Annotated in this window: 13 protein-coding genes and 1 pseudogene; 5 read left to right on the forward strand and 9 right to left on the reverse strand. The window is 49.1% G+C overall.

Translation table 11 applies throughout. From position 1 onward, the window contains the following. Positions 1-283, forward strand: a pseudogene (locus tag F566_RS36210) (IS4 family transposase); the annotation flags it as partial. A 67-nt stretch (positions 284-350) separates the two neighbouring features. Then, on the forward strand, positions 351-1,208 hold the full coding sequence (locus F566_RS0105795) for a MalM family protein (protein ID WP_020406039.1): 858 nt from the start codon (positions 351-353) through the stop codon (positions 1,206-1,208). A gap of 60 nt (positions 1,209-1,268) precedes the next feature. Here F566_RS0105795 and F566_RS0105800 read toward each other — a convergent pair whose 3' ends face one another. After that, on the reverse strand, positions 1,269-1,688 hold the full coding sequence (locus tag F566_RS0105800) for an early set domain-containing protein (RefSeq protein WP_020406040.1): 420 nt from the start codon (positions 1,686-1,688) through the stop codon (positions 1,269-1,271). 157 nt (positions 1,689-1,845) lie between these two features. Further along, positions 1,846-2,835: a DUF4382 domain-containing protein gene (locus F566_RS0105805; RefSeq protein ID WP_026179790.1), complete on the reverse strand. Its 990-nt coding sequence runs from the start codon at positions 2,833-2,835 to the stop codon at positions 1,846-1,848. A 220-nt stretch (positions 2,836-3,055) separates the two neighbouring features. Between F566_RS0105805 and F566_RS0105810 the strand changes: the two genes are divergently transcribed. Further along, positions 3,056-3,748, forward strand: coding sequence for a response regulator transcription factor (locus tag F566_RS0105810; RefSeq protein WP_020406042.1), 693 nt, complete (start codon positions 3,056-3,058; stop codon positions 3,746-3,748). Between the two features lie 32 nt (positions 3,749-3,780). Here F566_RS0105810 and F566_RS0105815 read toward each other — a convergent pair whose 3' ends face one another. The 7 genes from F566_RS0105815 to F566_RS0105845 form a co-directional block, all read right to left on the reverse strand. After that, positions 3,781-5,103, reverse strand: coding sequence for a sensor histidine kinase (locus tag F566_RS0105815; protein WP_020406043.1), 1,323 nt, complete (start codon positions 5,101-5,103; stop codon positions 3,781-3,783). Position 5,104: 1 nt separating this feature from the next. Continuing rightward, entirely contained in the window at positions 5,105-6,151 is a 1,047-nt protein-coding gene (locus F566_RS0105820; RefSeq protein ID WP_020406044.1) for an SAM-dependent methyltransferase, read from the reverse strand. An 85-nt stretch (positions 6,152-6,236) separates the two neighbouring features. After that, positions 6,237-7,016 carry a DUF1295 domain-containing protein gene (locus F566_RS0105825; RefSeq protein WP_020406045.1) on the reverse strand — a complete coding sequence of 260 codons (780 nt, stop codon included), beginning with the start codon at positions 7,014-7,016 and terminating at the stop codon, positions 6,237-6,239. A gap of 9 nt (positions 7,017-7,025) precedes the next feature. Beyond that, positions 7,026-8,270 (reverse strand): SAM-dependent methyltransferase, encoded by a 1,245-nt coding sequence (locus F566_RS0105830; protein ID WP_020406046.1) that lies wholly within the window; start codon positions 8,268-8,270, stop codon positions 7,026-7,028. Continuing rightward, the gene (locus F566_RS0105835; protein ID WP_020406047.1) at positions 8,270-9,160 is read right to left on the reverse strand and encodes a DUF1365 domain-containing protein; all 891 of its coding nucleotides are present in this window, start codon (positions 9,158-9,160) and stop codon (positions 8,270-8,272) included. The genes F566_RS0105830 and F566_RS0105835 overlap by 1 nt, the downstream gene beginning before the upstream one ends. Then, a complete protein-coding gene (locus F566_RS0105840; RefSeq protein WP_020406048.1) occupies positions 9,147-10,484 on the reverse strand; it encodes an NAD(P)/FAD-dependent oxidoreductase in 1,338 nt (445 codons plus the stop codon). The genes F566_RS0105835 and F566_RS0105840 overlap by 14 nt, the downstream gene beginning before the upstream one ends. Continuing rightward, on the reverse strand, positions 10,481-11,422 hold the full coding sequence (locus F566_RS0105845) for an acyl-CoA desaturase (protein ID WP_020406049.1): 942 nt from the start codon (positions 11,420-11,422) through the stop codon (positions 10,481-10,483). Before F566_RS0105845 ends, F566_RS0105840 begins: the two co-directional genes overlap by 4 nt. Before the next feature lie 145 nt (positions 11,423-11,567). Here F566_RS0105845 and F566_RS0105850 point away from each other — a divergent pair, with 145 nt between their 5' ends. Both F566_RS0105850 and F566_RS0105855 read left to right on the forward strand, forming a co-directional pair. After that, on the forward strand, positions 11,568-12,194 hold the full coding sequence (locus F566_RS0105850; protein ID WP_020406050.1) for a hypothetical protein: 627 nt from the start codon (positions 11,568-11,570) through the stop codon (positions 12,192-12,194). 11 nt (positions 12,195-12,205) lie between these two features. Continuing rightward, on the forward strand, positions 12,206-12,769 hold the full coding sequence (locus F566_RS0105855; protein WP_020406051.1) for a chalcone isomerase family protein: 564 nt from the start codon (positions 12,206-12,208) through the stop codon (positions 12,767-12,769). Positions 12,770-12,854: the final 85 nt, after the last annotated feature.

A 12,854-nucleotide genomic window follows, 5' to 3' on the forward strand; every position in this document is an offset into this window, starting at 1 on the left:
GTGCTACAACATCATAAGGCGAGAAGCATCGATTGCGGCGGTAAGCTTTGATCGAGCCCCGTCTGACATTCGCTTCAAACCAGTGTGTGATTATATTGCTGTTCAGTTAATTGTGATGGCGGCTTCCAATCCGATATCTGGAACAGGTCGGCGCTTGTCAGAGTTAAGATCGGGAATTAGTAGTCTGTTTTTGGAGAGGCGTCCGAGGCCTACGACACCTCGGACGGTTAAGATATCAAAGACCCGATATCCAGTAGATCGCAATGCTGCTCCTCTTAAGTGAACAGCATTGCCCAGACGGGGGCTTTTTCGATCAACATCAACAATGATAATAATTCAGGATATCCTTTATGAGATACCGGGTCGCTACAGCTTTTACCATTGCACTTATGTTAGCCGGATGTCAGTCAGGATGGAAAACCTCTGATATTCTGGTTGTCAATGATACTCAACCTGTTGGTAATGCCAGTCAATCACTGATGCAGGCCCAACTCTGTTGCCAATCCTTCCCCGACCTTCAATATCAACCTCTGATTCTCGATCAGACTACGGTTACCCGCTTGAATGCCAGCTCTCCGGCCTATTTATTTGATAGCGGCAAAAGTTATGTTGCTGCATTTGAACTTCCCCGGGGTAATCGACCGATTGATATAGAAATCAGCAGCATAGCATCAGAGGATCAAGTGCTTTCGCCATCAGCCTTGATATTGGACAGTCAATATCAGGTTACACGCACCTTCAGTGGCGGGGATTTTATCTACAAAACCGCAGATATCGTCCACGGAGAACGCTTAGAAGCAACCCTAATGCAAGTGGGGGGCTTCAAGGACGAACGCTATCTGATCATTTATACCACCGACCAGCAACGGATGGGCGCCACCACGATGATCCATCCCGCCAAGCAGTATGCAAAGGCCACTAATCGTGTACCTCCTGAAATTGATGACCCCATCGCCCAACATTCGGCCATGGGGGTAATGACTCTTTCCGCCACACAATTGGGTAAAGCGACCCCGGCTGCCGAAAGCCTTATAAGCGTACCTGAGTCTGCATACGGCTCTGCCGAAGAACAGGCGAATGCATTAATCAAGCAATCTGTTGCCGACGGAAATATTGAAGAAGCACTGAGATTGGTGGAAGATGCAGAAGCCAACGGTTCCACGACCGCCAGAAACACCTTTATAGAAGCGGTTAAAAAGCAACAATAATCCTTAAAAAGCAGCCGTTCTCAACGCTGCTTTTTATACGTATCAAACTCGCAACAAACTTTAGCTGCCAGCTTCAACATACACCAATGGTACGTCGCCACTTACATCCAAGTAGAAGTCATAAGCTCCCGTCTCAGGAGGAGTAAACTTAAAACTCCCATCTGTCGAACAATTTGCTTTTGAAACTTTCCCTATTGTTAGCTCCTGGTCATCTGGCGTTAAATGGCCACAATTAACAGAAGACCATTCCGCGTCCGCAAACTTCAGTTCGTACGGCTGTCCATCCGCTGTCAATTCAGCACTCGCAACGTAAACGTCACGCCCAATTCTTTTTACCTTGTATTCATCCAACGCTTCCCACCAGGCAAACTGCCCACGAAGAAAAACTGTCTGGCTCAGATCTTGTTTGCCACTAATACCTGCACACCCACCTAGTGCCAAAACTGCCAACAAAGCCTTTACCTTGATGTGCTTTCTCACTTATTACTCCAAATGAAGATACTACCTACTATGCTAAAACTATCTAACATCAACCGGATTCTTTAATCAGCTTTATAACAAAATCAGTCCCGTAACCCTCAGACTCCAAGGATACAGCCTTCAATGTTTCTAGTTAGATTGACTTCCGAACCAGCAGTTAAAATTCCAGCTTTACAATGACATTGTTATCGTCTGACAACAAGTTACGATCAAGATTGAGAGTTTGATCGGCAAAGATCACATCCGGGTCATCCTGTTCGGGATGATCGTTCGGGTTACAGGTATATGCGACGGTGTACTCCACCTCGGGTATTGACCAGAACCGGGCAAAATACGCCTCGTACTGATTTTCCAGATCCGGGTCCTCACTGTCGGAGTAATACACCGGCACGGTCATTACAGGCCTTTCGTCAGCAGGGCCATCGACATCATCCGGTTCGACATCATGGCCTGTGAACAGATAGACAGCGCCCGCATAATCCAATGCTCCTGAAGGTGTTCCGACAAGACCACACTGGTCAGCAATCACTTCCGGAGCTATTTCGACAGCTAGCAGGTTGGCACTGCTGTAGGCGACAGATCGCAGAACAGGCTTCAGAAAGTATTCTCCTCCTGCTTCCACAATCGACTTCCGCAAATCAAAATCAACAAGAAACCCATAGCCAGAATTCCTGACCATTGTGAAGGGCGCATTAACTTTCAACCCGGATTCACTGCCACTGGGAATATGAAGTTCGTGAGTGGCACCACTTCGAAGCTTAATATAAGAGTCAGGATTACCGTCAGTTTGGGCATCAACCTTGATGCGAAACCAGCTGTAGTCTCCCTCCGGGATACTTTCGCTCAGAAGTTCTGCCGGAATACCGTTTCTGGTTACCTCGATAAGATCAATGCTTTTGGATTCCTCAAAATCAAAAGATATAACGCTGCCTTCCACAGGTTTTATTTCCACACCGCTATAACTGAGTACGACCTTTGCCGCATCGTCTAACGGGGCATCAGTCACTTCCAGCACAAAACGGCCGGTTCCCGTGGTGTCTCTCGATAAGGTTTCAGTTTCGCCACCACCGCAACCTGAGAGCACTATCACTGCCATCAGAGGAACATATAAGTGGAATCGCATCATTGCATACCCTGTATTTTCCATGGAGTTGGGTTCCGATCAAAATTCATCGACGAATCCTAGCGAGTCCGATAAAAAGAATCAGTGAGACGCAGCCCAAATCCAAGGAAAAGGCGTATAGAATTACTATCAGGAACTAAGGAGCCTCTAAGAAACACTAGTTTTGACGCCATAAGGCAACACAGGTTGTTTTTCGAAGCTCCCGAGCGCGCCCTTTATCAAACTTCAGGATTCAGGAATATAGATGGAACACCTTGCTGCAACTGTACTGTTGGTAGAGGATCACAAGCCACTGGCAGAAACCGTTATTCTGTATCTGGAGAATGCCGGATACACGCTGGATTACGCTGCTGACGGACTCACTGCTTTACATTTGGGCTCGGTCAACCGCTACGATGCCCTGATTCTGGATGTTATGCTCCCTGGTATTGATGGATTTGATATCTGTCATAAATTAAGAGAGGACGCAGGTATTGCCACTCCTATATTAATGCTGACAGCAAGAGACCATCTGGATGACAAGCTTAGGGGATTTCGCGAAGGCGCTGACGACTATCTGGTCAAGCCTTTTGATCTACCCGAGCTGGATGCGCGGTTACAGGCCCTGATCCGCCGTCAACGCGGAGAAATGGATGAACGTATACTGCAGATCGGGCCATTGCAGTTAAATACTCGCACCATGACAGCAACCAGAGAAGGTAAGGCCATTCGCCTGACGCCTACCGGGTATAAAATATTGAAAATCCTGATGCGTGAAAGCCCCAACCTGGTTCCCAGGGAGGCGTTGGAACATGAACTATGGGGCGATATGGTACCCGACAGCGACACCCTCCGCAGCCATCTGTATCAGTTGCGGAAATCTGTGGATAAGCCGTTTTCAAGTCCCATGATTCAAACCCTCCAGGGCCTGGGCGTCAAGCTGACCCAGGAGTCTTAGGGAGTTTTAACAGGCTAGATTGTGGGAAACCTCTACTGGCGACCAACGATCTTTCCCTGAGGGAATTCAATGGTCACCTTTGTTCCCTTGCCCACACCACTGTGCGCTTTCAACTCCCACGCGAAGCGCTGACAAATCCGTTTAACAATCGCCAGACCCAATCCATGCCCTTCCCCATCTGCCGTCCCCCGATAAAACGGTTGAAAGGCTTGGCGCATTTGTTCTTCATCCATACCCTGGCCAGTATCTTTCACGGCAATCGTCTGATCCTCAATAATTACAGTCACGCCACCCGGTTTCTCACCTGCAGGAATACCGTGTCGAATAGCATTACGCAGGAGATTCGTTAACAGGATTGTGAGCACCTTGCTTGGTGCGGATACTTCCAGCAACGTGTGCTGTTCAAAGGTCACGGTATCCTCTGCCACCCCCAGTGCGTGTTGAGTTTGAGAGATGATGGTCGGCACCAGATCGTTCAGCAGTATCGGTGTAGAGTCCTGTTGATTGTCCTCTTCCCTGGCCATTAGCAGCAGAGTTTCTATTAGCCCCTCCATATCCTGGACGGTTTTACGCATTCTCACCAGAACCCCTTGTCCCCGAGAAGAGAAAGATTCCATTTGCTCAAGCACATCCATTGACCCCTTAAGGACCGCCAGAGGTGTTCGCAGCTCATGAGAGGCATCACGGGTAAAGGTTCGCTCCCTTTCAATAAATAACTGCAGACGTGCCGCAAAATGCTCGATCGACGTGGCCAATGCATCAATATCCGCATCGACAGCATGAAAAGGGCGAAGATCAGAGGCCAGCGTCTCAGTATCAGGGATTCGTGAATCTTCAACCACCTTGGCCAGTTGGACCACTGGCGATATCACCCGCTGGGATTGCCGGAAAGTAAACCAGGAAGCCAGGTAAATAAGGATCAAAACCACCGTCAGAGGCGCTACCCCGAAAAACAGCGCCAACCGGGTCACCTGTTCTTCCTTAAAAATTAAATACAGACGTTCCCCGTCTTTTTCCGATATCAGCACCAACGGGGTCTTGCCATGAAACGGATGTCTACCGAAGCCCGGCTCCAACACTCGGAGTTCCTGAGGCAGATGCTCCAACTCACCCAGGCTTGCACGAAAGCCCTGCATATTACGGGTATTCGGAAGTGGATAATCACCATGCTGATCAACCAATTGCCAGTAATGTTCAGCTTCGCCAGTCAAAGCCTCACGAACCAGAATGTCCTCTGCTATCTTATAAGCGGCATAGACTCCAAGGGCCGTTGCCAGGCTGACCAGAGTGGCCTGTACGGCAAACACTCTGATCAACCGTGACTGTATTCCTTTTCGAGGAGACTGGGGCGCCATTTCAATTAACCGTTAACCCGTCCTGTCTGTTAAATAGATAATGGCACACAATCCACTCTCTTCCTCCCTTATACCCGAACAATTCAGCACATGACATAAAGAACATACGCCAACGCTGAATCCAGCGTTCTGCGTTTTCTTCTCCGTATGCCTCGGCAAAAATTCTGAAAACCTCCTGCTTGTGACAGTCTAGGTTCGACAACCAGGCTTCAGCGGTTCTTTGATAATGGGTGCCGGACAAATACCATTGATGCTCCAGCTTCATATCCTGCTGAAAATGGTGGAAAGTATCCGCTGAGGGCATCAGACCACCTGTAAAGAAATACCGACCCATCCAGTTTTTCTCACCTTCAGTTTCAAAGGGATACAGTAATCGGCGATGACAAAAGATATGGACAAACAGTTTTCCATCCTGTTTCAACCAGCCCTGAATATTTCTGAACAATTGCTGGTAATTGCGCACGTGTTCAAACATTTCAACCGAGACTACACGGTCAAAGCTTTGCTCAAGCACCAATTCATTCACATCACAGGTGATGACCTGAATATTCGTCAAACTCCGCTGCCGGGCCTGCTTTTCTATGAATTCTCTCTGGCTTTGCGAGTTGGAAACAGCCGTGATCTTGGCTTTCGGGTACTGCTCCGCCATCCACAGTGTCAGCGATCCCCAGCCACACCCCAGCTCTAAAATTTCCTGGCCATCTTCCAACTCTGCACGCTTGCCGTATATCTCCAGCATTGCTCTCTCAGCATCATTAAGGCTGTCGGTGGCTTCATCCCACCAGCAACTGCTGTATTTGAGGTGGCTCCCCAAGACCAGTTCATAGAAGGCCGCCGGAACTTCATAATGCTGCTCGTTAGCAGCTTCCGTTTCTATGGCAATTGGACTGTCCCGCAGACTCTCCAGGCGGCGTTGATAGGATTCGCCCTCACTTTGCTTTACTATTCTGGACTCATCTCGCAACCGCTCCTGACATAACCGACGGATTCCGAAACGGATCAAGGTATCCGGCATCCACCCTTTTTCTGCCCATTGAATCATCGTCATATTCGGTACGCCTCTCTAACTTGAGTTAATACATATAATCGGAGTAAGCCCACTCCCAATGTGCGTTAATACTTCCAAACCAGGCTTATTCCGCCCTTGGCTTCCAGGGAAAAAACATTGATGTTGTTCGCTGGTAACGACGGTAGGCATCCCCACGCCTTCGCAAGGCCTGTTGCTCGGTAAATGGAATACCAGTAACAAAGTAGAGAAAAATAAACATAACCGCTGGTGCCAGCCACAGCCAACTACCGCCCGCTGTGGAAACTCCAAGTAGGGGGTAGGCAAACCAATGGCACCATTCAAAGAAATAATTTGGATGTCGGGAATAGCGCCATAAGCCGGACTGGCAGACTTTCTGATCATTGTCGGCGGTCTTCTTGAAACGCAGCAACTGGGCATCAGCCACCGATTCCCCCCACCAGGCAACCAGGATGACAGTACTTGCCGAGAACACACTCCAAAGTGGCGGCCACTGCCCATCTGCCAATACCCAGGCAGGTAAGGTAAATATCCATACCCAACTGGCTTGCATCAGATAAAAACCCAGAAAGATGACAGATGACCTGCTTCCGGCCCAACGGCGCATATACAGATAACGACCATCCTCTTCGGCATCGCGTAAAAGTCTCACTGTCAGGTGCCACCCAAGCCGTCCAAACCAAACCAGATAGATCACCCCGACAAGCAAGCGCAAAGCCATATCACCAGTGCCGGCATACAAGTAGCAGACAGCCAGTATTGCCACACTAAACGCCCACAAAACATCCACCCAGCCGGCGTTTTGCTGTTTTTCCTGAATCCACCATCCCAGAAGAAATACAGGTATGAGGACTAACGCTGCCAACATCAGTATATGAACCGACATGTCACTGCCTCAACCTTTTATCCACTGGCTGCGACGATTACCCGGTTTCGCCAGCATCATGTGAACATTGCTGATCGCCCGCTCTCTGAATCCTCCTTCACAATAACTGAGATAAAACCGCCACATACGAACGAATCTGTCATCAAATCCTTGTGCCAGAACTTTCTTCACCCGTGTATTGAAGCGCTGCTGCCAGTCATATAGCGTTTGTGCATAGCTGGGCCCAATGTCCTCCAGATTAGTAAGCCTTAGACCGGCCTGAGCAGAACTGGAAGTCAACACACTCACACAGGGAATAAAGCTGCCCGGGAATATGTATCGTTTGATAAAATCTACAGTCCTTAATGCCTGATGATATCGGGTATCATCAATGGTAATGGCCTGGATTACCGCCAGGCCATCTGGCTTGAGCAGGCTGGAGATTTTTTCGAAGTAACCATCAAGATACTGGTGCCCGACAGCCTCAACCATTTCTATTGACACCACTTTCTCATAACAGCCAGTCAGATCCCGGTAATCTTTTTGCAACACGGTCACCCGGTCTTCCAGGCCTTCAGACCTGACCCGTTCACTTGCTGCACTGAACTGCTCATTGGAAATCGTCGTGGTTGTGACCCGGCATCCAAAGTTCCTGGCCGCATAGATCGCCATGCCTCCCCACCCGGTTCCAATTTCCAGAAGATGATCATTCGGCCCCAGTTCCAGTTTACGACAGATATGATCAAGCTTGGCCAGGGAGGCCTCTTCCAATGTTTCCTCTCCCGTAATATACAACGCTGAGGAATACATCAGGTTGCTGTCCAGGAACAGCCTGAAGAAATCATTGCCAAGATCATAATGTGCCGCGATATTCTTGCGTGATCCCGCTCGAGTATTCCTGTTCAGGGCATGCCAGGCTTTGGCCAAACTCGCTGCCACAACGGCCACTCCACTTTCCATGGCATCCAGATTCCGGCGGTTACGAAGTAATAGCTGAACCAGTCCGGTCAGATTATCTGTATCCCAATCACCATCCATATAGGCTTCCGCTGCACCATTACTGCCGCCGATCAGCAATCTGCGATAGGCTTTGATATGGCGGATAGTCAATACCACTCTGAGTCCATCCTCGGATGGTGATCCCAGTTGAATACTTTCCGCGCCTTCCTTAACAATCAATATTCCCCCCTCTAGCCCCTGACACATGCGCAGGAAAAGTTTTTTTGCCCAGGATTCGACTGCACCGATTGAACTGACAGATGTTTCAAGCTGCATTACACACCTCCATTCACAATATTCTTTTTCTCACAATCATGCTCCAGGTCGGAACCTTCATGTTTTTTCGGGTGAACATGTTTTTTCGGATGAGCCTGTTTTTTCGGATGGGTATAGAAAGGCACTTTTTTCAGCCAAAGACGCAGGGCCTGCCAATAGATCGCAGACAAGACTTTCAGGCAATGCATTGGGTAACCAAAACTTGCCCTCAAAGCCGCGGCGCCATCTAACGGCAACCTTTCCAACGCGAGGCTGGCATCAAACCATTGTTCGTTTTCACGATTTAATTTCATGTGCACGAAAATCCTGCTTTTATCCAGCCGGAATCGCCACTGATAACGTAGATTCATCGGCATAAACGGAGAGACATGAAACGCTTTATCAAAATCGAAACGAACAGTCTGGGGACGGTAACTGACATCATCGGACTCCGCTTTTTCCGGATTTTCTACTAGGGTCTCTTCTGAAGTGACAGGCAAGACGTAGGCGTATCGTTCATCCCAGGGGGTATTATTAATTTCCGCGACAATCGCATAAAGAACCTCCCGGCGGTCAAAGCAGAAATAGAATACGACTGGATTGAAGCAAAATCCCCAATTGCGAAGGTGTGCGAGCATCACGACACGCCCCATTTTACTTTGCAGGCCTGACGCTTCCAGTCGCCTATATACCGCAGTCTTAAGATCAGGAATACCGGGGTCCAGATAATCCTGCCTTCTAAAACTGGTCAGACTGAACCTTCCGGTGGACCAGGAAGGAAGTTTGTCAATCAGAGGGATTTCGTCCAGATCCAGCCATACCATGCTAGTGCGATATTGAAAGTGGTGTTCTTGAGGAAGATGTCGACGGTGACGGACACTGCCCTGACACAAGCCACTATGCAGCAACATCAGCACGTTCCTCCTCAATCATGGAGACCACATCCAGGGCACTGTTTACCCCGTCTTCATGGAAGCCCCACCCCCAATAGGCGCCGCAGTAAAAAGTATTGTTATCTCCGTTGATTTCTTTCCTTCTTGCCTGGGCACGCAAAGATGCGTGGGTGTATACCGGATGATGATAAGTTCTCTCCGCCCAGATCTTTGACGAATCTATAGTCTGTCCGTTACCCAGGTTACCGTTCAGCGTAACGATGAAAGGCTGTTCAACCGGGATGCTCTGTAAAAGGTTCATCCAATAACTCACAGAACAACGTCCGTCTGAAGAGGCCGGAATCCTCGCATTCCAACTAGCCCACGCCCGTCTGTTAGAAGGCATCTGACCGACGTCCGAATGCAATATCACCTGGTTTTCCTGATAAGGAATAGAACCAAGAATTTCTCTTTCGGCTGTCGATGGATCCTGCAAAATTCGCAACGCTTGATCACTGTGACAGGCAAAAATCACGGCATCGAATCTCTCAATGCCAAATGCAGATGTTTCAACGCTCACTCCTTGACCATCCCGAGTGACTTTCTTAACCGGGCAGGATGACCGGACAGCCCCCGGGAACCGATCAAGAATGGCCTTCACATATCTGGAGGAGCCGCCGCGTACCGTTTTCCACTGTGGTCGGCCATCCAGTTGCAACATGCGATGGTATTGCATGAATGAAACGAAGTAATGCAAGGGAAACTCTTCGATAATTTCAGGCGACGCGGACCATAAAGCACAGGCCATGGGGAGAATATGGTTTTCAATAAACACCTGACTGTATTTTTGCTTGCGGAGGTAAGACCCCAGCGTCTCTTCCCCACTACAGCTGTCCAGCACTGAAGGCGCTTCCCGATAAAAGCGCAACAAATCCCAAAGCATTCTGTAGAATCGTGGGCTAATGAGGTTCCGGCGTTGTGCAAAAAGACGGTCAAATCCTTCCGCGCCGTATTGCATACCAGTCCTTTCATTCACGGCGCTGAAGCTCATGTTGCTGTCCTGCCAGGCAACGTCTAATGACCTGAGCATTCGGGTAAAGCTTGGATAGTTGTGTTCATTAAAAACAATGAAGCCCGTATCCACTGACAATGTCTGCTCACCCACCTGAACCGTGTGAGTGTCTGTATGGCCACCGAGATAGCCGTTGGCTTCAAACAGTGTCACATCGTGTCCTGGCCTAGAACTCCCCGAAGACACACTGCCAGAATGACCAGCCGACTTTGCTTCTGGCCCTGAAGCACCACTGAGATAATACGCCGCCGTCAATCCGGAAACGCCCCCACCGATGACTGCAATCCTCACGACAGCACCTCCTCGACAACAGTTGACTTTGTTCCGGTCCGATGGGCCCACTTCTTGCGCTCAGGAACCGCTCTTAAATCCCAAATCAACCCGCACCACTGCATAATTTTCAGTAAATAAAAGCTGATATCGATTTCCCACCAGAAAAACCCCTGTCGGGCCGAGCCGGAAAAGTGATGATGGTTGTTGTGCCAGCCCTCTCCAAGGGTGATCAATGCCAGCAACAAATTATTTCTTGAATCATCTGGCGTTTGATAACGACGACTCCCAAAGCGATGCGCAAAGGAATTGATCGCGAGCGTGGCGTGAATCAATATCACAGTGGAAACACAATATCCCCAGATAAACATTTGCAGGCCGGAAGTCTCCAACTGCGGCAAGAACAGACTCAGCATGTCCCCCGCGATCCAGAGTGTTACACCCAGAATCACTGGGACAAACCAATCATAACGGTCAAGCCACTGCAGTTCGGGATACTTGGCAAAGTCCCGAATGAGATCAAAATTTGTCTCAAAGTAACGTTGACCGAGAAACCAACCACAATGACTCTGCCAGAAGCCATGGCGGGGCGAATGCGGATCTTCTTCTGTATCCGACGTACGATGGTGAAACCTGTGGTGGGACGCCCACCAAAGTGGTCCGCGCTGAGTTGCAGAAGCCCCAAGTATGGCAAACGCAAATTGCAAAGGCCGAGATGTCTTAAAAGATTTGTGAGAGAAGTAACGATGATAGAAGGCGGTAATCGCGAACATTCTCACCAGATAAAGGATCAGGGCCGTCACCAGAGCGGTCGCACTCCACCCCACCCACAGAGTCGCCAGACAAAGCAAGTGAATTGCGACAAACGGCCAGACTCTTACCCAGTCCACGGAAAGACTTTGATGGTCAGCGTCGGACAGCTCCCCGATACCGTGGTCTCGATGTTTGTACTGTTTCATTGAAATCCATCTTCCTGCTCAAACCTTTTGAGCATCCTAAAAAGCCCCACGTGAAAAAAACGTGAAGAAATCCATCTATTTTATTCACACTCACTTCACCCCTGGATTCATATCATCCTCTTAAAAGATCAAGAGATACCGCAATATGAAAACCGGGCATGCAATCAGTCACCTGATCCACCATATTCGTGAGCGTTTTTTCTGCCGAACAGCCTGTTATATCTATGCACTCATTACTTTAGTTTTTGGTGCTACCGGATGTTCATCCTCCCCCAGCAGTCAGGCCTATGAAGACTACCTCCGGCTCGCACCTGCCGGAACCTTCGATCCTCCCACCACAGATGACCGACTGGGAGGCTTTGTCACTTTATTCAGTTCATTGGATACAGAACATATCACCCAAGAACTCGACAACGTTTACGCTGAAAAGCTCTACTTCAACGACACTTTCCACGTCATCACAGACAGACCCAGCCTCAAGTTGTACATGTTAAGTCTGGCAGAAAACTCAGAAACCACCGTCAGATTTCTAGATTCCGTGTCAAAAGGGAATGACGCCTGGCTGAGATGGCACATGCGGATACGCTTCAAGTTATGGTGGAAAGATCTGGACATTCAGTCCGTCGGCATCACCCATCTACGATTCGACCAGCAGGGCAAAATCATTTTGCATCAGGATTACTGGGACAGCACCGAGGGCTTCTACGCTCACCTTCCTATTATCGGTTCTCCGATCAGAGCCATCCGCTCCCAGTTGGGCCCCGACAGTTAAACAGGTTAATCATGCGTCGTCTTAATGCTCTCATCTGGAATGCCCTGTGGATCGCGCAAATCCTCCCATCAATTAGCCTGGCGGACACTGCACCTAAAGCCGGCTTCAGCCTCAGCCACGAGGTCCATCAATTAAAGCTGCAACGATGCGGTGTCGCTACGCTCAAAGCCTACGGAATCTTCACTGTCGGCCAGAGTGCACTGTACCGACAGACCTGCCATGCCACTTGGTCAGCATCAGACATCGAGCCCATCCATATGGTATTTCAGTACAATAGAGCAATACCTGCAAAAGCCTTCCGAGAAAGTGCAATGGAGATTATGCAGCGGAATATCAAATTGAATTCCGAAGAGATTGGCACTCTCAATCAATTCCACCAGGCCTACCAGCCTGTTGAGGCAGGAGATACCTACTCCATCACTTACTTCCCGGAGACTGGCCTTCAACTCCAACTGAACGGAAACCTGTTGGCAACGTTAAAAGATCAGGAACTCGCACGAGAATACTTCAACATCTGGCTGGGAGAAGACCCCTTTGATGACCGCCTGAAACGCCAACTTATGCATTCGGAATGACACCGAAGACAACTCTCTGCCTCACCAATACCGGCAACATTCAACTGATTGGCTATAATCAAATAAACCAAGTGCTCAGATACTG

The sequence above is a fragment of the Hahella ganghwensis DSM 17046 genome (assembly GCF_000376785.1).
Taxonomy (GTDB): domain Bacteria; phylum Pseudomonadota; class Gammaproteobacteria; order Pseudomonadales; family Oleiphilaceae; genus Hahella; species Hahella ganghwensis.